Annotated in this window: 20 protein-coding genes, 1 pseudogene and 1 riboswitch; of the genes and pseudogenes, 15 read left to right on the forward strand and 6 right to left on the reverse strand. The window is 65.2% G+C overall.

Translation table 11 applies throughout. From position 1 onward, the window contains the following. Positions 1–48: 48 nt before the first annotated feature. Entirely contained in the window at positions 49–1,992 is a 1,944-nt protein-coding gene (locus RAMLITH_RS13440; RefSeq protein ID WP_238344195.1) for a RecQ family ATP-dependent DNA helicase, read from the reverse strand. Between the two features lie 52 nt (positions 1,993–2,044). Between RAMLITH_RS13440 and RAMLITH_RS13445 the strand changes: the two genes are divergently transcribed. Then, on the forward strand, positions 2,045–3,091 hold the full coding sequence (locus tag RAMLITH_RS13445; RefSeq protein WP_168107932.1) for a homocysteine S-methyltransferase family protein: 1,047 nt from the start codon (positions 2,045–2,047) through the stop codon (positions 3,089–3,091). A 19-nt stretch (positions 3,092–3,110) separates the two neighbouring features. Here the strand turns inward: RAMLITH_RS13445 and RAMLITH_RS13450 are convergent, their stop codons facing one another. Continuing rightward, a complete protein-coding gene (locus tag RAMLITH_RS13450) occupies positions 3,111–4,103 on the reverse strand; it encodes a Bug family tripartite tricarboxylate transporter substrate binding protein (protein WP_168107933.1) in 993 nt (330 codons plus the stop codon). A gap of 80 nt (positions 4,104–4,183) precedes the next feature. After that, a riboswitch (S-adenosyl-L-homocysteine riboswitch) is annotated at positions 4,184–4,253 on the forward strand. Positions 4,254–4,320: 67 nt separating this feature from the next. Between RAMLITH_RS13450 and metH the strand changes: the two genes are divergently transcribed. Together metH and RAMLITH_RS13460 are read left to right on the forward strand one after the other, a co-directional pair. Then, positions 4,321–7,017: a methionine synthase gene (metH, locus tag RAMLITH_RS13455; RefSeq protein ID WP_168107934.1), complete on the forward strand. Its 2,697-nt coding sequence runs from the start codon at positions 4,321–4,323 to the stop codon at positions 7,015–7,017. A gap of 102 nt (positions 7,018–7,119) precedes the next feature. Continuing rightward, positions 7,120–8,046, forward strand: a complete 927-nt coding sequence (locus RAMLITH_RS13460; protein WP_168107935.1) for a YihY/virulence factor BrkB family protein — start codon at positions 7,120–7,122, stop codon at positions 8,044–8,046. On the opposite strand, the gene RAMLITH_RS13465 is transcribed toward RAMLITH_RS13460, so the two are convergent. After that, positions 8,043–9,254, reverse strand: coding sequence for an MFS transporter (locus tag RAMLITH_RS13465; protein ID WP_168107936.1), 1,212 nt, complete (start codon positions 9,252–9,254; stop codon positions 8,043–8,045). The genes RAMLITH_RS13460 and RAMLITH_RS13465 overlap by 4 nt on opposite strands. 101 nt (positions 9,255–9,355) lie before the next feature. Between RAMLITH_RS13465 and RAMLITH_RS13470 the strand changes: the two genes are divergently transcribed. Further along, on the forward strand, positions 9,356–10,510 hold the full coding sequence (locus RAMLITH_RS13470; RefSeq protein ID WP_168107937.1) for a YeeE/YedE family protein: 1,155 nt from the start codon (positions 9,356–9,358) through the stop codon (positions 10,508–10,510). 34 nt (positions 10,511–10,544) lie between these two features. Here RAMLITH_RS13470 and RAMLITH_RS13475 read toward each other — a convergent pair whose 3' ends face one another. Together RAMLITH_RS13475 and RAMLITH_RS13480 are read right to left on the reverse strand one after the other, a co-directional pair. Further along, on the reverse strand, positions 10,545–11,186 hold the full coding sequence (locus RAMLITH_RS13475; protein ID WP_168107938.1) for a hypothetical protein: 642 nt from the start codon (positions 11,184–11,186) through the stop codon (positions 10,545–10,547). A gap of 217 nt (positions 11,187–11,403) precedes the next feature. Then, positions 11,404–11,877: pseudogene (locus tag RAMLITH_RS13480) on the reverse strand (magnesium chelatase subunit ChlI family protein); the annotation flags it as partial. A 46-nt stretch (positions 11,878–11,923) separates the two neighbouring features. Here RAMLITH_RS13480 and RAMLITH_RS13485 point away from each other — a divergent pair. The 4 genes from RAMLITH_RS13485 to RAMLITH_RS13500 all read left to right on the forward strand — a co-directional run bounded on the left by RAMLITH_RS13485 (position 11,924) and on the right by RAMLITH_RS13500 (position 13,659). Next, the gene (locus tag RAMLITH_RS13485) at positions 11,924–12,379 is read left to right on the forward strand and encodes a helix-turn-helix domain-containing protein (protein ID WP_168107939.1); all 456 of its coding nucleotides are present in this window, start codon (positions 11,924–11,926) and stop codon (positions 12,377–12,379) included. A 179-nt stretch (positions 12,380–12,558) separates the two neighbouring features. Beyond that, entirely contained in the window at positions 12,559–12,816 is a 258-nt protein-coding gene (locus RAMLITH_RS13490) for a helix-turn-helix domain-containing protein (protein WP_168107940.1), read from the forward strand. Between the two features lie 10 nt (positions 12,817–12,826). Next, positions 12,827–13,012, forward strand: a complete 186-nt coding sequence (locus RAMLITH_RS13495; RefSeq protein WP_168107941.1) for a hypothetical protein — start codon at positions 12,827–12,829, stop codon at positions 13,010–13,012. A 158-nt stretch (positions 13,013–13,170) separates the two neighbouring features. Next, positions 13,171–13,659: a hypothetical protein gene (locus RAMLITH_RS13500; RefSeq protein ID WP_168107942.1), complete on the forward strand. Its 489-nt coding sequence runs from the start codon at positions 13,171–13,173 to the stop codon at positions 13,657–13,659. Between the two features lie 1,087 nt (positions 13,660–14,746). Here RAMLITH_RS13500 and RAMLITH_RS13505 read toward each other — a convergent pair. After that, the gene (locus tag RAMLITH_RS13505; RefSeq protein WP_168107943.1) at positions 14,747–15,412 is read right to left on the reverse strand and encodes a helix-turn-helix domain-containing protein; all 666 of its coding nucleotides are present in this window, start codon (positions 15,410–15,412) and stop codon (positions 14,747–14,749) included. A 796-nt stretch (positions 15,413–16,208) separates the two neighbouring features. Between RAMLITH_RS13505 and RAMLITH_RS13510 the strand changes: the two genes are divergently transcribed. From RAMLITH_RS13510 to RAMLITH_RS13540, 7 genes are all read left to right on the forward strand, one after another. Next, on the forward strand, positions 16,209–17,723 hold the full coding sequence (locus tag RAMLITH_RS13510; protein ID WP_168107944.1) for a sensor histidine kinase: 1,515 nt from the start codon (positions 16,209–16,211) through the stop codon (positions 17,721–17,723). 9 nt (positions 17,724–17,732) lie between these two features. Then, complete coding sequence (locus RAMLITH_RS13515; RefSeq protein WP_168107945.1) at positions 17,733–19,133, forward strand: sigma-54-dependent transcriptional regulator; 1,401 nt, start codon at positions 17,733–17,735, stop codon at positions 19,131–19,133. Positions 19,134–19,147: 14 nt separating this feature from the next. Further along, positions 19,148–20,134, forward strand: a complete 987-nt coding sequence (locus RAMLITH_RS13520) for a Vgb family protein (protein WP_168107946.1) — start codon at positions 19,148–19,150, stop codon at positions 20,132–20,134. A 138-nt stretch (positions 20,135–20,272) separates the two neighbouring features. Next, complete coding sequence (locus tag RAMLITH_RS13525; RefSeq protein WP_168107947.1) at positions 20,273–20,584, forward strand: hypothetical protein; 312 nt, start codon at positions 20,273–20,275, stop codon at positions 20,582–20,584. Between the two features lie 183 nt (positions 20,585–20,767). Next, positions 20,768–21,820 (forward strand): cytochrome c3 family protein, encoded by a 1,053-nt coding sequence (locus tag RAMLITH_RS13530; protein WP_238344196.1) that lies wholly within the window; start codon positions 20,768–20,770, stop codon positions 21,818–21,820. A 30-nt stretch (positions 21,821–21,850) separates the two neighbouring features. Beyond that, positions 21,851–22,681 carry a tetratricopeptide repeat protein gene (locus RAMLITH_RS13535; protein WP_168107949.1) on the forward strand — a complete coding sequence of 277 codons (831 nt, stop codon included), beginning with the start codon at positions 21,851–21,853 and terminating at the stop codon, positions 22,679–22,681. A 258-nt stretch (positions 22,682–22,939) separates the two neighbouring features. Continuing rightward, positions 22,940–23,650 (forward strand): cytochrome c3 family protein, encoded by a 711-nt coding sequence (locus RAMLITH_RS13540; RefSeq protein WP_168107950.1) that lies wholly within the window; start codon positions 22,940–22,942, stop codon positions 23,648–23,650. Positions 23,651–23,832: the final 182 nt, after the last annotated feature.

Here is a 23,832-nt window from a genome sequence, read left to right on the forward strand (position 1 = left end):
CGCTGTAGAAAAGCGGCGACTCTGGCTGTCGGCGCGCACCCCGGCTGGTCAGGCGTCGGCCACCACCCGCAGCACGTCGGCGCCATAAGCGTGCAGCTTGCGCTCGCCGATGCCGCTGACCGTGCGCAGCTCGTCCAGGGCGGCCGGCGCGAGCGCCGCGATGGCCGCCAGCGTGGCATCGTGGAAGATCACGTAAGCCGGCAGGTTGTGTTCGCGCGCGACCTGCGCTCGCCAGCTCTTGAGCGCGTCGAAGCGGGCCAGCCCGCGCGCCGTGAGCCCGGCGGCCGCCGCTGCCGGCGCCGTGCGGCCGCCGCCGCGACGGCGCCGGGCGGCCGGTTGCGACACCGACTCGCGCAGCAGCACGGCGGTTTCGCCGCGCAGGACGGCGCGCGATGCGTCGGTCAGCTGCAGCGTGTTGTAGGCCTGCGCATCGACGGCCAGCGCGCCCGTGGCGATCAACTGGCGCAACACGCCGCGCAACTGCGCCTCGCTGTATTCCGCGCCGATGCCGAAGGTGCTCAGGCGCTCGTGGCCGAACTGCGCCACCTTCTCGGTCTGCTTGCCGCGCAGGATGTCCATCACGTGCCCGGCGCCGAAGGCGATGCCGCTGGCCTGCTGCACGCGGTAGATGGTCGACAGCAGTTTGCGCGCGGCCTCCGTGCCGTCCCACACCGCCGGCGGCTGCACGCAGTTGTCGCAATTGCCGCATGTGGCCCCCACGGTCGGCCCTGGAGGGCCTCCCTGCCCCCCGAGGGGGCCCCGCCCGCCTTGGGGCGGCCCGGCGGCGGGCGGACCCTCTCCGAGTACCTCCCCGAAGTACGCGAGCAGTCGCACGCGCCGGCAATCGGTGGCCTCGGCCAGCGCCAGCAGCGCGTCGAGCTTGCCGCGCATCACCTGCTTGAAGTCGTCGCCGGCCGGGCTCTCGTCGATCATCCGCCGCTGGTTCACCACGTCCTGCAGGCCGTACGCCATCCAGGCCTGGGCCGGCAGGCCGTCGCGGCCGGCGCGCCCGGTCTCCTGGTAATAGCCTTCGATGTTCTTCGGCAGGTCGAGGTGGGCGACGAAGCGCACGTCCGGCTTGTCGATGCCCATGCCGAACGCGATGGTGGCGACCATGACGATCCCGTCCTCGCGCAGGAAGCGGTCCTGGTTGGCCTGCCGCACCGCCACGTCCAGTCCGGCGTGGTAGGGTAGCGCCTGGACGCCCTGGCCCTGCAGCAGCTGCGCGATCTCCTCGACGCGCTTGCGCGACTGGCAGTAGACGATGCCGGCCTCGCCCGCGTGCTCCGACTCGATGAAGCGCAGCAATTGCGCGGCCGGCTCCTTCTTCTCGACGATCGCATAGGAGATGTTCGGCCGGTCGAAGCTGCTGACGAACTGGCGCGCTTGCTGCAATTGCAGGCGCTCGACGATGTCGGCGCGCGTGATCGCGTCGGCCGTGGCGGTGAGCGCGATCCGCGGCACCGACGCAAAGCGCTCGTGCAGGATCGCCAGCGCCCGGTACTCCGGCCGGAAGTCGTGTCCCCACTGGCTGACGCAATGCGCTTCGTCGATGGCGAAGAGGCCGAGCTGTCCGCGCTCGTGCAGCGCGTCCAGCAGCGCCAGGAAGCGCGGCGTCGTGACGCGTTCGGGCGCCGCGTACAGCAGCGTGATCTCGCCGCGCGCCAGCCGCCGCTCGACGGCATTCGCCTGCTCGCCGCTGAGCGTCGAATTGAGGAACTCGGCTTCGACGCCGGCCTCGTGCAACGCGCCGACCTGGTCGTGCATCAGCGCGATCAGTGGGGACACGACGACGGTCACGCCCTCGCCGGCCCGCTGGCGCGCAATGGCCGGAATCTGGTAGCACAGCGACTTGCCGCCGCCGGTGGGCATCAGCACCAGAGCATCGCCGCCGGCGATGACATGGTCGACGATGGCCGCCTGCGGGCCGCGGAAGCGGTCGTAGCCGAAAACGTCGTGGAGGATGGCGGCGGCGGCCGCGGCGGGAGCCAGCAAGATGGCCGGTATTGTCGAGGGAAAAACGGTGCTCCCTACAATCGTGGGGATGAAACCGCTCGTGTACACCCGTGGCCAGCAGCTCCCCGCCTTGCTGGAGCAGCGCATCGTCATCCTCGACGGCGCCATGGGCACCATGATCCAGCGGCTGCGCCTGACCGAAGCCGATTACCGCGGCGAGCGGTTCCGCGACCATTCGAAGGACGTGAAGAACAACGGCGAACTGCTGAGCCTGACGCGGCCCGACGTGATCCGCGACATCCACGAGGCCTACCTGGCCGCGGGCGCGGACATCATCGAAACCAACACCTTCGGCGCCACCCGGATCGCCCAGGACGATTACGGCCTGGGCGACCTGGCCGCCGAGATGAACCTGGCCTCGGCGCGCATCGCCCGCGAGGCGGCCGACAAGTTCTCGAAGCCGGGCCAGCCCCGGTTCGTCGCCGGCGCGCTCGGCCCGACGCCGAAGACCGCCAGCATCAGCCCCGACGTCAACGATCCCGGCGCGCGCAACGTCGACTTCGAGGCGCTGCGGGCCGCGTATTTCGAGCAGGTGCAGGCGCTGGTGCAAGGTGGCGCCGACCTGTTGCTGATCGAGACCATCTTCGACACCCTCAACGCCAAGGCGGCGCTGTTCGCGATCGACGAATATTTCGAGCAGTCGGGCGAGCGGCTGCCGCTCGTCATCAGCGGCACCGTGACCGACGCCTCGGGCCGGATCCTGAGCGGCCAGACCGTGACCGCGTTCTGGTACAGCGTGCGGCACGCCCGGCCGCTGGCGGTGGGCCTGAATTGCGCCCTGGGCGCGGCCCTCATGCGGCCGTACCTGCAGGAACTGGCGCGTGCGGCGCCGGACACGTTCATCAGCTGCTATCCCAACGCCGGGCTGCCCAATCCGATGAGCGACACCGGCTTCGACGAGACGCCCGACGTGACCTCGCGGCTGTTGCACGAGTTCGCGGCCGAGGGCCTGGTCAACATCGTCGGCGGCTGCTGCGGTACCACGCCGGACCACATCGGCGCGATCACGCAGGCGCTCGCGCCGCTGCCGGCGCGGGCGTTGCAGCGCGGGCCGTTCTACCGCGAAGCCGCGTAGCGCGGCCCGGACCCGAGCCTCACTGCGGCTGGAAGCCGAGGTTCCTGATCAGCTTGGCCCAGGTCTGCGAATAGGCGCGCTCGCGGTCGGCCAGTTGCTGCTGCGGCATGAAGCCCACCGTCAGCCCCAGTTTGGCAAGCTGGTCGCGCACGTCCGGCAGGGCGACGACCTTCTGCAGCGCGCCCGAGAAGCGGTCGATCGCCGCCTGCGGGGTGCCGGCCGGTGCGAAGAAGCCGTAGTACGGCACGTCCTCGAAACCGGCCAGCCCGAGTTCGGCGAAGGTCGGCGCCTCGGGCACGGCGGCCTGGCGGGCATTGCCCATCACGGCCACCACGCGGAGCTTGCCGGCCTTGTGGTTCTCGATGAAGTCCGGAATCGAGCCGACGCCGGCGCCGATCTGGTTGCCCAGCATGTCGCCGATCATCGGCGCGCTGCCGCGATACGGCGCGGCGGCCAGGTCGAGGTTGTATTTCTGCCCGATCAGCTTGACCAGAAACTCGGGCACTGACGCCGGTGCCGGCACGCCGACGTTGCCCTTGCCGCCGCGCTGCGTGCGCACCCAGGTGATGTACTCGGACATCGACCGGGCCGGCGTGCCGCCGGAGACCGCGAAGGCGTTGACGAAGGTGGCGAATCCGGCCACCGGCACGAAGTCCTTCGCCGGATCGAACCCCGGGTTCTTCGTCACCAGCGGCAGGATCGAGATGGTGTGGTCGTGGCTGATGAAGAAGGTGGTGCCGTCCGGCGCGGCCGCCTTCAGCGCCTGAGCGGCGATCTGGCCGCCGGCACCGGCCTTGTTCTCGACGACGACCGGCTGGCCCAGCTGGTCCTTCAGCTTGTCGGCCAGCATGCGCGCGATGGCGTCGGTGCCACCGCCCGGCGGGAAGCCGACGAAGATACGGACCGGGTTGCCGCTGCCTTGCGCCTGCGCCGGCGCGCCGAGCAGCGACGCGCCCAGCGCCAGGGCGAGGCCGATGGCGCCCAGGGCGCGGCGACGGGGAAAGGGGGCCATGTGGAAACTCCTGGGCGGATGGACAGGGCGCCATTGTTGCAAAGTGCGGCCGCCGGTGCTCGCCGGTAGAATGCGCGTTCGCTCAAGGAGCGCTGCAGCGGCCGGCTCAGCCCGCCGCCAGGCTTGAGGACACAACGGCGCTCACCTCCATCCACCGCCGGCAGCTGGCCGGCCACATGCAGGACGAGCCATGTCGCAGGCAGTACCCATTCCCCCCATGAAACTCGCCGGCCTGGAGCCGGTCACGATCGGCGCCGGGAGTTTGTTCGTGAACGTCGGCGAGCGCACCAACGTCACCGGCTCCAAGGCGTTCGCGCGGATGATCCTCGCCGGCCGCTTCGAGGAAGCGCTGGTCGTCGCCCGCCAGCAGGTCGAGAACGGGGCGCAGGTCATCGACATCAACATGGACGAGGCCATGCTGGACAGCAAGGCCGCCATGGTGCGTTTCCTGAACCTGATCGCCAGCGAACCCGACATCGCTCGGGTGCCGATCATGGTCGACTCGTCCAAGTGGGAGGTGATCGAGGCCGGCCTGCGCTGCATCCAGGGCAAGGCGATCGTCAACTCGATCTCCATGAAGGAAGGCGTCGAGGCCTTCAAGCACCAGGCGAAGCTGGTCAAGCGCTATGGCGCGGCCGCCGTGGTGATGGCGTTCGACGAGCAGGGCCAGGCCGACACCTTCCAGCGCAAGATCGAGATCTGCCAGCGCGCGTACCGCATCCTGGTCGACGAGGTGGACTTCCCGCCCGAGGACATCATCTTCGACCCGAACATCTTCGCGATCGCCACCGGCATCGAGGAGCACGACAACTACGCGGTCGATTTCATCAACGCGACGCGCTGGATCAAGCAGCACCTGCCGGGCGCCAAGGTCAGCGGCGGGGTGTCCAACGTCAGCTTCTCGTTTCGCGGCAACGACCCGGTGCGCGAAGCGATCCATACGGTGTTCCTCTACCACGCGATCCAGGCCGGCATGGACATGGGCATCGTCAACGCCGGCATGGTCGGCGTGTACGACGAGCTCGACCCGGTGCTGCGCGAGCGGGTGGAGGACGTCGTGCTCAATCGCCGGCCGGACGCGGGCGAGCGCCTGATCGAGATCGCCGAATCCGCCAAGGGCGCGGCGCGCGACGAGGGCAAGCAGAACGAATGGCGCCAGGGCAGCGTGGAGCAGCGCCTGTCGCACGCGCTGGTCTCGGGGATCACCGACCACATCGTTCCGGACACCGAGGAGGCGTACCGGGCCGTGCTCGCCCGCGGCGGTCGTGCGCTGGAGGTGATCGAAGGCCCGTTGATGGACGGCATGAACATCGTCGGCGACCTGTTCGGCCAGGGCAAGATGTTCCTGCCCCAGGTGGTGAAGTCGGCGCGGGTGATGAAGCAGGCCGTCGCCCACCTGATTCCCTACATCGAGGAAGAAAAGAAGCAGCAGGCCGCGGCGGGCGAGGAAGTGCGCACCAAGGGCAAGATCGTGATCGCGACCGTGAAGGGCGACGTGCACGACATCGGCAAGAACATCGTGACGGTGGTCCTGCAGTGCAACAACTTCGAGGTCGTGAACATGGGCGTGATGGTCCCGTGCCATGAGATCCTGGCGCGGGCCAAGGTCGAAGGCGCGGACATCGTCGGCCTTTCGGGCCTGATCACGCCTTCCCTCGAGGAGATGCAGTACGTGGCCGGCGAGATGCAGAAGGACGAACACTTCCGCCTGCGCAAGATCCCGCTGCTGATCGGCGGCGCGACCACCAGCCGGGTCCACACGGCCGTGAAGATCGCACCGCACTACGAGGGTCCGGTCGTGTACGTGCCGGACGCGTCGCGCAGCGTCAACGCCGCGCAAGGGCTGCTGTCGGAGCAGGCCGCGAAATACATCGCCGACATCGAGGCCGATTACGAGAAGGTGCGCACCCAGCACGCCAACCGCAAGCAGGTGCCGCTGTGGCCGCTGGCGCAGGCGCGCGCGAACCGGACCCCCATCGACTGGTCCGGCTACCAGCCGCCGCGGCCCAAGTTCATCGGCCGCCGCCTGTTCCGCAACTTCGACCTGGCCGAGCTCGCGAAATACATCGACTGGGGCCCGTTCTTCCAGACTTGGGACCTGGCCGGCGCGTTCCCGGCGATCCTGAAGGACGAAGTGGTCGGCGCCGAGGCGGTGCGGGTGTACGCCGACGGCCAGCGCATGCTCAAGCGCCTGATCGAAGGGCGCTGGCTCACGGCCAACGCGGTGCTGGGCTTCTGGCCTGCCAACACCGTGCGCGACGACGACATCGAGCTGTACACGGACGAATCGCGGCGCGAGGTGGCGATGACCTGGTACGGCCTGCGCCAGCAGACCGTCAAGGAGGTCGTCGACGGCCAGCAGCGGCCCAGCCGATGCCTGGCCGACTTCGTCGCGCCCAGGGGCGTGGCCGACGACTACATCGGGATGTTCGCCGTGACGGCGGGGATCGGCGCGGAAAAGAAGGAGCGCTACTTCCTCGAGGACCACGACGACTATTCGGCGATCACGCTCAAGGCGCTGGCCGACCGGCTGGCCGAAGCCTTCGCCGAGGCGCTGCACGAGCGGGTGCGCCGCGACCTGTGGGGCTATGCCGCCGATGAGGCGCTGTCGCTGCAGGACGAGATCGCCGAGAAGTACTGCGGCATCCGGCCGGCCCCGGGCTATCCGGCGTGCCCCGACCACAGCGTCAAGCGCGACCTGTTCGACCTCCTGCAGGCGAACGAAGTCGGCATCGAGCTGACCGAGAGCATGGCCATGGCACCGGCCGCCAGCGTGAGCGGCTTCTATTTCAGCCACCCCGAGAGCACCTACTTCAGCGTCGGCCGGATCGGCGCCGACCAGGTGCAGGACCTGGCGCAGCGCCGCGGCGCCGACCTGGCGCAGGTGCAGCGGCTGCTCGCCCCGAACCTCTGACGCGGCGCGCGGCGCCACGCCCGGGACAGCGTCGGCCCGCTCCTACGCGATCCGGCTCGGCCCGCCGATATCCGGCTGCGGGGTGCCCGCTATGGTGGGGCAATGAGGCTGTCCATCGAGCAGGTGCCGCGCTGGCTGCGCGAAGCGGGACGCCCGGCGTTGCCGTTCCTGCGCGCCGGACGCTTGTGGAGCGCCGTCGACGGCGCGCGCATGAGCGCGGCCATCTCCTTCTACGGCGTCCTGAGCCTGGCGCCGCTGGTCCTGCTGCTGGTGGGGGTGCTGGGGTGGTGGCTGGACCGCGCCCTGGTGGAGAAGGGCCTGGTGACGCAGATCGACGGCCTGGTCGGCGAGCAGGGCAGCGCGCTGATCCGGCACGCGCTGGACAGCGCGAAGGAACCGGCGGAGGGCCTGATCGCCTCGGTGGCCGGCTTCGCCGTGCTGGTCTCGGGAGCCACCGGCGTCTTCGGCGAGCTGCAGTCCGCCTTCGAGCGCCTGTGGCGCGCCGGCAGCGGCGTGCCGGCCGGCAGGAAATGGTGGCATGGCGTGTCGCTGCGGGTGCGCGGCATCGCCTACGTCCTCGCCTTCGGCTTCCTGCTGCTGGTGTCGCTGCTGATCTCCACCGTCCTGAACGTCGCGTCGGGCTGGGCCGGGCAGTGGTTCGCGCTGGAACAGGCGGTGCGGGTGCTCAGCGAAGTGCTGGCCTTCGCCATCTGCGCCGCGCTGTTCTTCGGCTTCATGCGCCTGTCGGCCGGACCGAAGCCGCGCTCGCGCAGCCTGTGGTTCGGCGCCGCCGTCGGCGCCACGCTGTTCACCGCAGGTCGCCAGCTGCTGGCCGCGTACCTGTCCGGCGCGGCCGTGGTGTCCGCCTACGGCGCCGCCGGCTCGCTGGTCGTGCTGCTGATGTGGATCTACTTCTCCGCGGCGGTGCTGCTGTTCGGGGCCGGCTGCGCCAAGGCGGTCGAAGAGGAGCGGCTGGCGCAGGATCGCGCGCATCCGCGCGAGCGGCACGCGCAGGCCGCGGCGACCTAAGCTGCCGGCCGCAGCGGCACCAGCGACCTGCGCTGCGCCAGGTGCAACGCCGCCACCGCCGCGATGCCCAGCGCGAGCAGCAGCCACAGGCCGGAGGTGTAGCCGCCCTCGGGGCTCCACAGCAGGCCCAGCACCAGCGGCGCCAGCGCCCGGGCGATCGCCGTCGGCAGCCCCAGCGCGCCGTTGAGCGAAGCCACGTGCTCGCGGTTCACGTACTGGGCGATCGCCGTGCCCTTGACGATGGTGAGCATGCCGTTGCCCAGGCCATAGAGCAGCACGAACAGCAACGCCACCCATGCGTGCCCGGCACCGGCCAGCAGCGCGGCCAGCCCCAGCGGAATCAGGACCGGGATCAGGCGATTGGCGGCGTGGATGTCGAACCGGTGCTCGAAGAAGAACAGCAGCAGGCGGCCCACCACCTGGAGCGCGCCTATGCTCGCCGGGATGGCGATCACCCAGGCCTCGGCCAGCCCGGCGCCGCGCAGCAGGCTGATCATGTGCGGCGGCAGGGCGGCGGCGACGGCCATGGTGCACACCACGAACACGCCGATCAGCAGGAACGGGGCGCTGCGCAGGTAGGCCGACGGCGAGCGGGCGGTGGCCGGCCCGGCCGCGGCGGCGCTGCGCGGCGGCGCGCCCCGCAGCTGCACCGCGTGCAGCGGTGCGCACACCAGCAGGTTGACCGCGGCGAGCACCCACAGGGCCTGGCGCCAGCCGAGCGACTGGATCAGCCACGCCGACAGCGGGATGAACACCGTGCTGGCGAGCCCCCCGAGGAAGGTGAGCGTGATGATCGCCCGCCGGAAGTCCAGCGGGAAGCGGCGCGTCACCACCGCGAACACCGGGTTGTACAAGGTCGCCGCCAGCGCCGCGCCCAGGGCGGCCCAGACCAGGTAGAAGCCGGCGATGCCGTCGATGAGGCTGTGGCCCGCCAGGCAGGCGGCCACCAGGATCGAGCCGCCGGTCATCACGGCGCGCTCGTGGCCGGCGTCGATCAGGCGTCCCACCGGATAGGCCAGCAGGCCTTCGGCGAGCAGCGCCAGGCTGAAGGCCAGCGAGGACTGCGCGCGCGTGAGCCCCAGGTCGCGCTCTACCGGCTCCAGCAGGAGCGCGAAGGTGTAGAAGACGCTGCCCCACGTGATCAACTGGGACAGCGACAACCAGCCGACGAGGCGACGGTCGTACAGCGGTGCGGAGCTCGTTGGCATGGGGGCGATTGTGGCCGCTGGCGGCCCCGGGAAATCCCGTGGCCGGCGCCGGCTTGCCGTTGCGGCGCACAATCGACGCCTTTTCGCCCTCTGAAGCAGCCATGAACAGCGCCCTCGATCCGGCCGCCGCCGCCCGCACCGTCATCTGGGGCGGCCTCCTGCTCGGACTCGTGCTCGGGGCGGTGGGGCAGGCCACCCGCTTCTGCGTGCGCGGCGCGATCGACGACTGGGTCCGCCTGCGCCAGCCGGGCCGCCTCGTATCGTGGCTGATCGCGATCGCCGTCGCGGCGGTGGCGGTGCAGGCCCTCGTCGGCCTGCAGCTGTTCGACGCGCGCCGCACGGTGGCCTGGGGCAGCAGCTTCATGTGGCTGTCGGCGCTGGCCGGCGGCGTAGTGTTCGGCTTCGGGATGATCCTGGCCGGCGGCTGCCCGCAGCGCAGCCTGGTCAAGGCCGGCAGCGGGGACCTGAAGGCGCTGGTGACGCTGGTCGTGACGTCGATCGCGGCGCTCATGACGCTGCGCGGCGCCTTCGCCGGCTGGCGCGTCGATTACCTGGATCGCTGGAACCTGGCGCTGGCGACGCCGCAGGACATCGGCTCGATCGCCGCCACGGCCTTGCCGTTGCCGGCCGCCGCGTTCCGCTGGATCGCCGTGGTGGCCGTGCTCGCCGTCGCCGCATACGCCGCCTGGCGCCATCGCGCGCAGCTAAAGCGCGGCCACTGGCTCGGCGGCATCGCGGTGGGCCTGCTGGTGCCGCTGGCGTTCCTGCTCACGGGGACCATCGGGTTCATTCCCGAGCATCCGGAGACGCTCGAAGCGGCCTGGATGGGAACGCAGTCGCGCCGTCCCGAAGGCCTCAGTTTCGCCGCGCCGCTGGCGCACTCGCTGGACCTGCTCACGCTGTGGTCCGACAAGTCCACGGTCGCCAGCTTCGGCGTGCTGCTGGCGCTGGGCGTGCTGGCCGGCAGCTTCGCGAGCGCCAGGCTGCGCGGCGATTTCAGGCTGCTGTCGTTCGACTCGCCGCGCGAGCTGTTGTCGCACCTGGCCGGCTCGGTGATGATGGGCTTCGGCGGCATCACGGCGCTGGGCTGCTCCTTCGGCCAGGGCCTGACCGGGCTGGCGCTGCTGTCGCTGGGATCGATCTTCGCCGTGGCCGGCATCGTCGCCGGCGCGGTGCTGGCGATCCGGTGGCGCACGCATGGCGCCGCGATGGCGGGCGGCCGGGCAGCGCTGCGCGAAGCCAGGTCGCTGCGCTGACAGCGGCGCCGGCTCCATGCCGGGCGGGATCGCCCTACTGCGGCCGCGCCACCAGCTCGGACTCCTGGATGCCGGCCCCGAACGGGTTGCCCGGCGCGCGCACCAGCCTGGTCTTGACGAACGTGCCCAGCGCCGGGCTGGTCCAGAACGTCTCGTCGTTGCCGATGCTGCTCGTGCAGTGGACCCTGAAGGCGTCGAACGTGCCGGCCGGCACCGTCACCTTCTCGTACGCGGGGATCGAGCAGGAGAGCTCGTACTCGAGGGTCTTGCCGGTCGCATGCACGGTCAGGCGCTGCCGATCTGACCAGCCCTTGCCGACCGTGAGCGGATAGTTCCAGCCCAGTGGCGGATCGAAGGTGATCGCCGGCTTGCCGTCGCGGCCGAGCATGGCCAGCCACTTGCCGCCGGCGGGTTCGGCGACGATGGATCCGCCGAGCGAGTTGGTCAGCGCGATCGCCGGCGCGCCCTTCCAGGTGGTCTCGCGGCGGGTCACCCGGTACCGGACATCCTTGCCGTAGCTGCCGCTGTTGCGCTGGGCGATCTCCCAGGTCGTGCCGACCGCCGGCGCGACCCAGGCGTCGGCCCGGGGCTCCGGGGCAGCGCAGCCGCCCAGCATGGCCGCACAGAGGGCGGCACACGCTGCGCCGCCGATCGTTGCCCGACTGCAATTCCGCATGTTGGCTCCTTGTCGAGATGCGAGGGCTTGGGCGAGCCGGCGGGTGCGGTGCATGCCCTCGTCGGCTGCCGCCCAGCTGTGTCCGGAATCGCCCTTGTGCGGGATATACCGACGCGCCGCTCGGATGTTTGCCCGCGATCAAGGAACCGTGGGCCCGCGCGCGCGGGCCGTGGAGGATGTCGCACTTCCGGCCCATGGCTGCGACACCGGCGCCCGGTCACGCGGCCGCTTGGTGCGCCACGAGCCCACGCCGGTACTGCACCGCCTCGGCCACGTGCTCCACCTGCGCGTGCGCGCTGCCGGCCAGGTCGGCGACGGTGCGCGCGACCTTCAGCACGCGATGCGTCGAGCGGGCACTCCAGCCCAGGCGCGCGGCCGCCAGGTGCAGGAAGCGCGACGCGGCGTCGTCCAGTCCGGCGTGCAGGTCGATCTCCTTGCCCTGCAGCGCCTGGTTCGGCTTGCCTTGGCGCACCAGCGCGCGCTCGCGCGCCGCCGTCGAACGGGCCCGGATCGCTTCGGTGGATTCCCCCGCCGGCGCGGTGAGCAGTTCATCGGCCGGCAGTGCCGGCACTTCGACGTGCAGGTCGATGCGATCGAGCAAGGGGCCGCTCAGCTTGCCCTGGTAGCGGGCCACCTGGTCGGGCGTGCAGCGGCACGAGCGGTGCGCCGCGCCGAGCCAGCCGCAGGGACAGAGTCGCGTTGCTCATTTGCAAGCAGGCTTTGGCCTGCTCCCGTACGTGCCGTACACCCGCAAAGTCCTGATTTTCAAGGGAACTCGCGTCAAGCGAGCCGGTGTTCCGACAACCGTCGGCGAGCACATCCTCCGGAAGCGGCTCGAAGATCGGCTTGACCGCAAGCAGCTCGCGCCGCGGTTAGGGGTGGACGAATACACCCTCATGAACTGGGAACTGGGTAGGACGAAGGAGATTCCAGCTCGGGCAATGCCGGCCATCGTCGACTACCTCGGCTACAACCCGGAGCCTAAACCTGAGGGCGTTGGCGCGCAGCTCCGGTGGAAACGCCGGGCGCTCGGGTGGACGGCGCGGGAAGCTGCCAGAAGGAACTACGTGGATCCGAGCACGTGGGAGGCATGGGAGAAGATGACCGGTTGGCCGGCGTATCGGAGGTACAGGGTGCTACTTGAGATGTTCCTATCACTCCCAACGGAAGAGTTAGACAATCCGATGCGGTGAATTTTTGAGTGCATGGACACTTCACGGCTCCCGCCTGCGGCTTGTCAGTTGCCGCTAGGCGACGCCCTCCACTGGCGGCTTTCGGCGAGTTCATGCGCATTTCTGCCGAGTTCAGTTGACATCATATTGTTACAGTGTTACTCTTCGGATAGAAGCAAAATTCCGCGCATAGAATCGCAATGACCCAAACACCCGCAGGTGCTGAGAACCGCGCTAAGTTCTTTCTTCCGCGTTGCAAGCAACTGCGAATGAACAAGGGCAAGTCTATGAATGACCTAGCCAAGGAGGCTGAGGTCGATCGCGCAAGTGTAAAGAAGATTGAAAGCAAGCACGCCGTTACCGAGCTCATGGCGAGCAAGGTGTTTAACGCGCTGAATCAGTGGCATTCCCAAACGCTCGAGCGCGCAAAGGAAATTACCGTTATTCGACCAAACTAGGAGCCGCAAAATGACTGAAGCTCAAAAACTCATCAAGGCAGCCGAGAAGTCGCGGAAGCCTGTCTTCAGCAAGGCAGCGCGCGCGATGATGGAAAGGATCCAAAATGATCCAGCCGAAGCGAAGGCATTTCTGGTGTCTGCTGGCATTCACACCAAGAAGGGCAAATTGACTGCCGCATATCGCATCACCAAATAGACTTGACGACTCATATTTTAAAAAGCTCCGCTTGCGGAGCTTTTTTTCTGGGGAAATATATGAGCTCGAGGCACACACACGCATTATCTCCGCTTATTGGATACCACGGCTGCGAGCGGCAGCTAGTGGAAGACATACTTGCCCATCGAACTGAACTCTTGCACAGTGCCAATGATTGGGATTGGCTGGGAAAGGGAGTCTATTTCTGGGTCGATGGGCCCGAACGCGCGGCTAGGTGGGCCCAAGAGCAGAAAGATCGAGGAAAGATTAAAAATCCAGCGGTACTTGGCGCCTATATTAACCCCGGCCTTTGCCTGAACTTGACGGACGTTGGCGTTGCGGAACAGCTCGGAGTTGCATTCGAGTTCCTTCGAGAATCCACAAAGAGTTCCGGCGCAGAGATGCCTGTCAATTCGGGAATTCGAGATGGTATCCATCTCAATCGGAAATTGGACTGTGCAGTCTTCAACACAGTGCATCAGGTTCGCGCGAAGATAAACGAGCCGCCATTTGACTCCGTCTATGGCGTATTTGAAGAGGGCGGTCCGATGTTTGAGGGGTCTGACTTAAAAGAGAAGACGCACATCCAGATTGCAGTGATCAATTTGGAATCAATTATTGGATATTTCAAACCGCGCTCATCTTAGCGCGAACACCTGCTAGTTTGAGGCGCCCGGAGTGCTTGCCTGTCAGTGCCTATGTCGGCGCTTTCTTGATGCTAGCAAGGAGCGGGGGCGGCTTGCTACCATCGGTTAGTGAGGAGAACTGGCTGTCGTATTCGATCACAGAGTCAGACCACAATTCCCAATCGGCTTGGCTGTTACCTTCTTTAACCTCAGGAAGAGGGCCCCGCTCACGGGCACTACGCTTCTTGGGCGAGATGCGTTCCTGCCCGTCTATGTCAGCCGAGCACTTGTTCGATGTGACCACGATCTTGTTCCTTGGAATTGAACTCGCCAAGCACCGACCGTCCGAGCGTCGAACAATAACAGCGATCGCGTGCACTAACGTCGGCAACAAAGGCCGCCTATGGCGCCGCTGAGAACGATCATGCCTCGCGACGCCGACCTACCCGCAGTGGTGTTGCGCAATGGACCGCCTGTGGCTTACATACGACCCGGCCTGGGAACGTTCGCTTCTCGCTGGCACACGCTGAGCAGGTTTGAGGAGCGAGATTACAGCCGTCTCTTAGCGACTTATTGACTTAGATCAAACGCAGATATGCGCCGCCGGTCGCGATGAGACGGTTCGACAAGCGGCAAAGTGCAATCAGCGGAGAATTTGAGCAAGAAGGGGCAACCTTGTTGCGGCGGCCGGCTTCGGCCGTCGGCTTCAGGCGCTGGCCACACTGCTACTCTACAGCGCGGGCGGTCGAAGTCGTTCGTGTCGACGGGCTCGGCGCTGCAGTCACCAAGAGCAGCGCCCCAGTACTAGACCAAGAGCCCGCTGGATAGATCGGCTGCACCAAGTGCGTGCGCAGCCTGCACTGAGTTACCAGTAGCCGTGACTGCGACGGTGAGCAAGGTCAGCCGCTCAGCTCAGTGCATCCTCCTCGATGAATTCGTCTGGAGAGCCTGCAGCACCCGTTGACCACCGCAACCTCAAGGCTCAGGATAGCGCGGCTTGATCAGCGCACAACTCGCCCCAGCAGGACCTGGTTCATGCCGGCCAGGAATCTCGCGCTTGGTGGTTTTCGCGTAGTGCTCGATCCCGCGCACTCCAGATCATCTCCCACTACAGGTCGCACTCACCACGATAAAGTCGCACTTCAAAGCGATGCCGAAAATTCTCCAAGTCAATGATGCGGATGTGACGCCTCTTCACTTCGAGCAGGCGTTGCCGCCGAAAGGTCGCGAACGCGCGGCACACTGTCTCCAACTCTACACCTAAGTAACTTGCCACTTCGGCTCGGCTCATACGTAGGTGAAATTCGCGCATTGAATAGCCGCGCACCGAGTATTGCTTCGACAAGTGACACAAGAACGCGCCAAGGCGCTCTTGGGCGCTCATGGTGCCGAGAATTACCATCAGAAGTTGCCTGCGCAGGATCTCCCTGCCCAAGAGGCGGCTGACGCTGTGCTGCATGCCCCTGTGGCGGACCGCCAGCGCGGCCAAATGCGAAAACGGGATAAGGCACAGTTCGCTGTCTTCAAGTGCCACGGTCGCACTGGCGTGGCGCCCGTCGGCCATGCCATCGAATCCGACCACCTCACCTGCAATATGAAAACCGCTGACCTGCTTCCGGCCACCAGGTAGAGCGAGACTTGACTTGAGGGTACCAGAGCGAATGGCGTGAAGATACTGGAACGGATCGCCTTCCCCGTACACCGTCTCGCCGGTAGCGACCTTGCGTCGCTCGCGATTCATGTTGCCCAGCTGGGCTCGGGCAAAGCCATTCATGCCGCTCGGCAAACACAGATGACACACGGGGCAGGATGAACATTCTGTCTCACCTGCTTTGCCTGCACCGAACTCAGCGGAGCCTAATGGCGCAGCCCGCTGCAGGTTCCCAGGTGATTCGGCTACGACAACTAGCATTTTGATCTCGATGAGTGCTGTGTCTGGGCGCGAATGCAAGCTGCTGGCACGAAATTCCGACAGTGAAGGTGCACCAGTTTGCCTGCCCTTCGTCAGAACCCCTTCGGCGGGGGGCGATTTGGTCCGTGTCATCGAGACAAGCCGAACACGCTCCCTTGACTTAACGCGAGTAGCAAGGGTCGTGCCAACGGACCAAGCGTCCTCTCCGACAGCGTTGCCGCTCCCCGGCATTGAGCAAAATCAATGAAGAGGCGGCGGAAGCTGAGTGGAGTCAATCTCTTGGCTTTCGTTTGGCGTAACCTGCACATATGGCATGAGCTAAGACAGACGATGAAGTTCCCGCCTTGGAACAATCGACGCGCGATCATGTCCCCCAAGCGCCTCGTCCGCAATGGTCATCCGGTGGAGGTGTTGCGCCAACTGGGAGACCGCACACGCAAAACGCCTTCGCCTGAAGCTGCGCGGAAAGACGATCTAGAGCCGGGCGTGAGGAGGCAATGCTCGGCGCCGCCCGCGTCCCCCCAGGAGGACGCGGCCGATCAGTGGACTCGGTGATCATCGGAGGCGCAGCACAAGCATCGATCCGATCTGGCGCCTACGATTGATGGTTGTGGAGTCGGCGTGGAGTGGATCCTACTTAGGATGCGGTACGGCACACATGTATATGCTCAACACGAGTTTGCCGCGGGATGGGCCCAAGCACACCGCCCGACGAATCACACTTCGTGCAAAAGGCATTCTTGCGTTCATGGCGCTGGCAGCTTACGTGGGTTCGGTCGGTTTCATGCTCTCGCGCGAGCGCGACCAGTTCCTACGCTTTGCCATTGAACTGGAGCGGGTGTACTCCCAGGAAAGCAAGCTTGCGAAAGCCAGCTATGCCGTATCGCACTCCATCCTGAAATGGGACGTAGCATTCTTCTCATCCCCCGAGCTCGATCCTGCCTTCGCTGAGCAGGTCGCACTCGATGTGGAACTGGCCCAGGCCGGACTGGTCGGCGTGTCGGAGTTTTATCCGGAACTCGCCGGAGACATTGACCGCATGAACGCCAATGTTGACCGATTGCGTGCGGAGCCCTCACGCGCCAGCTTGGTCTGGATGAGAGACCACGCGCGGGATCTGGCCGAACGGCTAGACCGCGTGACGCGTCAGCTGCGTGGTCGCAAGAACGTGCTGTGGGACAACTACCGCAGGGAGTATGCCGCCAGTTCGCTCAAGGCAGCGCTCATAGGCTCAATTGGCGCCGCCGCTTTTGGCGCCGCGATGACGCTGTTTTTGGCCCGACTAGCTCGCGATGTTCAGGATTTTGCATCCCGCGCTCTTCAAATCGTCTCCGGTCAGCGAGGACTGTCGCCGCTGGCAGTCACGCGTCGGGACGAGATCGGTGACTTGATGGAGGCGGTGAACCGGATGGAATCCGAGATGCGTCGCTGGGAGCAGCAACTCGAACTGGCAAACGAGCAGCGGTTTCACAAGGAGAAGATGGCAGCGATCGGCTCACTGGCGGCGGCAGTGGCGCACGAGATCAACAATCCGATCGCCGCGATTGCGGGAATTGCTCAATCCATGAAGGACTCATGCGAAGCCGCCCGAAGCCCGTGGGGTCGCGAACAACCCGACCTGATCCTCGCGCAGACCCAGCGCATCGCAACCATTTCGCGGCAGATCGCTGAACTCACGGCGCCTCACCCGGCGGAGGCAGAGCTGCTGGATCTCAACACATTGGTGCGCAACATTTGCACTTTCATAGGATACGACAAACGCTTTCACAACATCAGACTGGTGCTCGAACTTGATCCCCAGATACCGGCCATCACTGCCGTCGCCGACCATCTGACGCAGATTCTCATGAACCTCGTGATCAATGCGGCTGACGCTCTTGAAGATATCGAGCGACCAGACCCGACGATCGTCGTCGCCACGCGCGCTTCTGAAGGAGAGCTGTTAGTCACCGTGACCGACAACGGCAAAGGGATGAATGGCGACGTGCTCAGCCGCGCCTTCGAAAAGTCCTTCACCACCAAACCGGCCGACAAGGGGCGCGGCCTTGGTCTATTCCTCTGCAAAGCCCTGATCGAAGGCTGCGGAAACCGCATCGAACTGGAATCGACGCTCGATGTTGGCACCGCGGCGCGCATCTACTTGACCCTGCCGGAACGAGCTGTTGAACAATGAGTACGCACCATGCCACCCCTACACGTCTTAGTAGTAGATGATGAACTAGCGCTGCGCCAGATACTTGCCGACACGGTGAAGACGGCGGGCGATTCGGTCGAACTGGCTTGTGGTGCTGTCGAAGCCGCCGCGAAGTTGGCGGTTGGCGAATTTGATGTCGCCCTATGCGACGTCAAAATGCCGGACGGTAACGGCATCGAGCTTCTGCGCCGCAGCCGGGCTGCCGGAATCGACACGACCTTTATCATGGTGACGGGGTTTGCTTCGCTGGAAACGGCGGTCGCCGCGCTCAGGGCTGGAGCGTCGGACTACATCACCAAGCCGGTGCACCGTGACGAGGTGCTGCATCGCCTGTCGCAAATCAGCGCGATGCGCGGGTTGCGCGACGAAAACAAGGCGCTGCGCAAGGTGATGCGCGACAATGCTGCGAAGTTATATCGCTTCACGTCTGCGCCTATGCTGGAAGTGGAACGGCTGGTGGGGAAAGTGGCGCCTGCGGAATGCACCGTGCTCGTGACGGGAGAGAGCGGCACTGGTAAAGGGGTTGTCGCACGTCTGATACATGAACAGAGCGCGCGTAGCGGCGGTCCGTTTCTGCAGGTCAATTGCAGCGCCATCCCCGAGCAACTGCTGGAGAGCGAGTTCTTTGGTCACACCAAAGGAGCTTTCACTGGGGCCGACGCGGCCCGCAAAGGTCTGTTCCAGCAGGCGGATGGCGGTACCCTCTTCCTCGACGAAATCGCCGAACTGCCGTCGCATATGCAGACCAAACTGCTGCACATGGTCGAGGACAAGGAAGTCAGGCCGGTTGGTAGCGAACAGGTACGGCGGGTGGACACACGCATCATCGCCGCCACCAACGCCGACCTTCCGTGTTCTGTGCGCCAAGGCAGATTCCGGGAGGATCTCTATTTTCGGCTGAGCATGTTCCAGATTCACGTGCCGCCCTTGCGCGAGCGGCAGGCGGACATACGCGGATTGATCCAGTTCCTGTTGGGCAACCTGGGCCGTTCGGGTACTGCATCTTGTACCAAGGAACTCGACCCGCTGGCCGAGGAAGTCCTGCTCGCCCATCGCTGGCCGGGAAATGTGCGCGAGTTGGAAAATGTGATCACCCGCGCCTGCATCCTTGCGGAGGACAACCAAATCACGGTCGGTGACCTCCCTGCGGCGGTTATCCGGTCGGCGTCGCCGCAGACCTCCGTGGGCGTGGTGCTTGGTCCGGATGGGTTGCTGCGCGACCAGCTTCGCAAGCTGGAACGGCAGATCGTCCTGCGCGCCATCGAAGAGGCGGCAGGCGATCGCAGGCTGGCGGCGCAAAGGCTTGGCATTGCGCTGTCAAGCCTGTACCGCAAGCTGGAGGAATCGCTGCCAGACAACACCTCGATGATTCAAGGGGTGCAAGCCTGACGGCATACTGATAAATGGCCCGTCCAGCCACGTTCTTCCTTGCCGTCGTGCTCGCAACCGGCGCGTGCGATCCCGCGACAGCGGCCAGCACAGGTGCCCAGCCGGGCGCCAAGATGTCTTCTGGAACCGTCATCGAATGGGCCGTGCCATCACCCCGATATGCACGCGACCCGGCCATTGGCCGCGACGGGAGGGTTTATTTCGCTGTCAAGCGGGGTGACAAGATCGCCCGCTTCGACCCGAGGTCACAGCGCTTTCATGAGTGGGCCGTTCCAGAAGGCAGTCGACCCCAAGGGGTGGTCGTCATGCCGGACGGAAAGGTGATATTCGGCGGCACCGGCCTTGGTGAGCTCGACCCATCTACCGGTACGGTCAGGCAATTTAGACGCCCGACGAGTGACAGCGGCCAAGTCTATTCGCTGGCACTGGGTGCGGATGAAACCGTCTGGTATACCGTAAAAAGCGTTGGGAAGTTGGGAAAACTTGAGCCATCCAGCGGGAGAGTTACGGAGTTTGTAATCGGCGACGACCCGTACGGCGTTGCAGTGGATGCGCGCGGTCATGTGTGGGTAACCCGCAAGGGTGCCGACCGAATCACCCGTTTCGATCCGGCCACCGGGCAGATCACGGACATGGTCCTCCCCAGGGGTTCCCAACCGCGACGCATCACAGCAACTGCGGACGGCATCCTGTGGGTTACCCTCTACGGAGTCGGGAGGCTCGCGAAGGTCGATCCGATCACGGTGACGGTCGTGAAGGAGTACACGATGCCGGGCGGGCCGAATGGCGGACCCTACGCGGTGAATGCCGACGCAACCGGCCGCGTCTGGGTGTCCGAAGTTCAGACCGACCAAGTGATCATGCTGAATCCGGCCAGCAACACGATACGGATATTCAAGCTGCCCACGCGTGACGGGGGAGTCCGCAATGCGGCAATCGACGCCGAGGGCCGCTATTGGTATATCGGCAGCATCAGCGGAAAACTCGGGGTCATCGACTGACGGCGCCGAGGCTCCGATCATTGAGTACGAACGTCAAGCGTGGCAATGGCGAGTTCCGGATTCCGATAGTAATTTCCGAAAAGTCGGATGAAGCCAGCGTAAGTCCCTGTCTGGCATGGTCCGCAGCCACGTGGGTCAATGGCACGATCCGTGCATTGGAGCGGTGAATTCGCAGCCGCCAGAGACATTTCCCGATTCCTGGGCGGCCGCAATATCAAAGAACAGTTTGCGATCGTCGGCATGCTCTTGATCTCAGCCTCGCTGCATGGCGACACCGCCATAGGCTCTCGGCGCGGCCTGGGCACGCCACAGGTGTGTGAGTTCTGTAGCGTCGCGCACGTCGTGAACGCCGGCGCGACCGTCAACGGCGACGGCCCGAGCACGGACCTGCCGATCTTGCTATCCGACTGGGACGCAGGACCCGCTGTGCAGAGGCTGATCCGGCGCTGACGGGTTGGAGCGAAATATGCCGACTGGAGTAAGGCTCTATGCAGGATGGCCGGGCGCGACGACAACGCTCGTAACCGCCATACCCCTCCCTGCCCAACTCAATTGCGGCGAGCCCATCGTGCTTGACTCATGATCAGTGAGCGCGATGGCATTTTTTGACTATTCCAAGGAGATCGCGTGACGATGCTGTGCCGTGCCCTCGCGCTTTTGCTTGCGTTCGCGGTTTCGAGCCCGCTCACGGCTCAAACCGCGCAGCCAAAGCCTGCTGCCATCAAGCTTCCGCCGGCGCCGATCGGATCGCTCGCTCCGCTGCCGTCGCGACCGGTCCCGGTCACGAGTCACGCTCCCTATGAAGCGGGGGAATGCAACATCTGCCATCAGAACGGCGACCCGAAACAACCCGGCCCCGTCCTCAAAAAGGGGCCGGCCTTGTGCCTGGAGTGCCATGAGGAGTTTGCCGGGGTGATGAAGCGGACGCACACCCACGAGCCGGCACGCACCGCCTGTACCACCTGTCACAACCCGCACAACGCGAATGCCCCTAAGCTGCTGCTGAAGGAAGCAGGCGCCTTGTGCACCAGCTGCCATGACAAGATCGCCAAGACCAGCAGAGAGGCGAAGGTCAAGCACAAGGCGCTTACCACTGGCGCAAAATGCGGCAACTGCCACAACCCGCATGGCAGCGCTGTGGCGAAACTGCTGGCGCAGCAGCCCATGGATCTGTGCCTGAAGTGCCACAACGTAGACACCATGGCCGACGCCAACGGCAAGAAGCTGCAAAACATCAAGGCTTGGCTGGATAAGAATAGGGTGCGCCATGGCCCGGTGCGCTCGAAGGACTGCAGCGGCTGCCACCAGGCCCATGGCAGCGACCAGTTCCGGCTGCTCGAAGAGAGCTACCCCGCGGCCTTTTACGCGCCGTATGACGTACGGACCTATGCGCTGTGCTTCTCCTGCCACAACGACGAAGCGTTCTCTACGCCGGAGACCACCACCTTGACTGAATTCCGTAATGGTGCCACCAACCTGCATTACGTGCATTTGCAGCAGCCCGGACGTGGCCGCACCTGCCGTGCCTGCCATGAAGTGCACGCCTCGAACCAGCAGCGACACGTCCGCGAGGGCGTGCCTTACGGATCGGGTGGCTGGACGCTCAAGCTGAACTACAAGGAAAACGCAAACGGCGGCTCGTGCGAAAAAACATGTCATGCCGAGAAGAGCTACGTGAACAAATAGTCCGGATCGCGCTCCGACAGACTACCTGCCGTGATCATCCATCGTTTCAAGCGCATCCTCGCTCTGATGGCCATCGTCGCTGGTGTGGACATCTTTCACTCAGCATCTGCGGCGCACGCCGCGATCGGCACGCCGGTGGCGAATGCGGAGATGGCCACACTGGACGGAGGAAAGGCCTTCGTGCTGCGCGACGTCCAGGTCAATGTGCTGGTCTTCTTCCGACCGAATCAGAAGCGGTCCGCGGCGGCGCTGCGCGAGCTTGCCCAATGCCAAGCCGCATTCAGCCGGGAATCGGTGAGTTGGATAGCCGTTGTTTCCGGTTCGGCGCCGACCGAGAGCGTCGCGGCGATGCTGCGCGACACCACCTTCGCCGCGCCGGTGCTGGTGGACCGTGGCGACGCGCTCTATGGCAGTCTCGGAATGGCGCTGCATCCGGTGGTGGTCATCGTCGGGCGCGATCAGAAGCTGGCGGCGTTCGAGCCGTTTCGCTCGGTCGGCTTCTGTCCGGTCGTCACTGTGCGGATCCGCTCCGCTCTGCACGAGATCAATGATGATGAACTGCGCAGCGCGCTCGCGCCGCCCAATTCCACGGAGGGAGGCGACGAACAAAGCGCACGGCGCTACCGCGCGTTTGCCCAGGCGCTGTTCAAAGCCGCGAACTACGACAAGGCACTGGAGAATGTGCGCAAGAGCCTGGACAAGAACCCGTTGGATGCGGATACCCACGCATTGCTGGGGCGAATTCTTTCCGCTCAGGAGAACTGCGCCGGAGCAACCGAGGCTTTTCAGCAGGCGCTGGCAATCGATGCCACCAGTGCAGTTGCCAAGGAAGGCCTGGATCGCTGCAAGGCTGGCCGCTGAGCGAAGGGTTTGACCAGGCGCCAATCTCCCCAAAACAGCGCTCATCATTCCGACGCGGCGGAAGACGATATTTCCGAAATTTCGGAAATGCCCAAGCTCCATGGCGATTCATAACCGCTGCTCGGCGGGGATCCGTCGCAAGTGCTTGTGTTGCAAACAGTAATCCTGGCGCGCCTGCGTGTCCTCTGGGCACCGACCACATGGCACGCCCCATGCTTTCCTGTTGGCGTCTCTCTTTCCTAACTGTCAAAGGAACATATGAGCTCCCTGAGAAAACATCTGTCCTGGGCCTGGCGGATCGCAGCCGCGCTGTTCTTTGCTTCCACGGCGCCAGCCGCCATGGCAGCCGTGACGACCGTCACGCCAGGATCCATCGTCGGGACAAAGCACGACTTCGTGGCGAACTCCACTTACACGGGCACGAACAACTCGAAGAATCAGATCTGCATCTACTGCCATGCGCCCCACAACAATTACAACGCGGCTGGCACGCTCCTGTGGAATCGTGCTTACGCTGGAGCTGCTGCTTACACCTTGTATACGAGCGGCACGATGAATGCCACCGCGCCCCAGCCAAACACCGTGTCCAAGGTCTGCCTGTCTTGCCACGACGGCACCACCGCGATCGACGCCTTTGGCGGCGCCGCGGGCAACGCAGCGACCATCTTCGCCGCCGGAGCGAAAGCTAACCTCGCCACCGACCTCAGCAACGACCATCCAATTTCGATTCTTTACACGGCGGGCACGGCGGATCCTGATCTGCACCTCACCAGCAATACGGCGACGATCGGGGCGACCGCGGGCAGGCCTATCTCCGATTTGCTATATGGCAGCGGGGCGACCGCCACGGTGGAGTGCTCGTCCTGCCATGATGTCCACAACAGCACCCGCAATACCGCAGAAACCGACAAGCTGCTGAAGATCACCTCGAGCGGAAGTGCGATCTGCCTCGCGTGCCACAAGAAGTAGTCGCGTGAGGCGCTATGCAGCCAGCGCAACGGCTTGGGTGAGTGGTGCCTCGAGCCGTTGTTCTTGGACCAGACAACCTGCACGTCGCGTGGGAAACGTACGCGACCTTACCTCGGGGCCACTGCAACGACGAAAGGGCGGGTTGCTATTTCACAGTACGACGCACTCGGACTGAATCTTTC

This window comes from Ramlibacter lithotrophicus (assembly GCF_012184415.1).
Taxonomy (GTDB): domain Bacteria; phylum Pseudomonadota; class Gammaproteobacteria; order Burkholderiales; family Burkholderiaceae_C; genus Ramlibacter; species Ramlibacter lithotrophicus.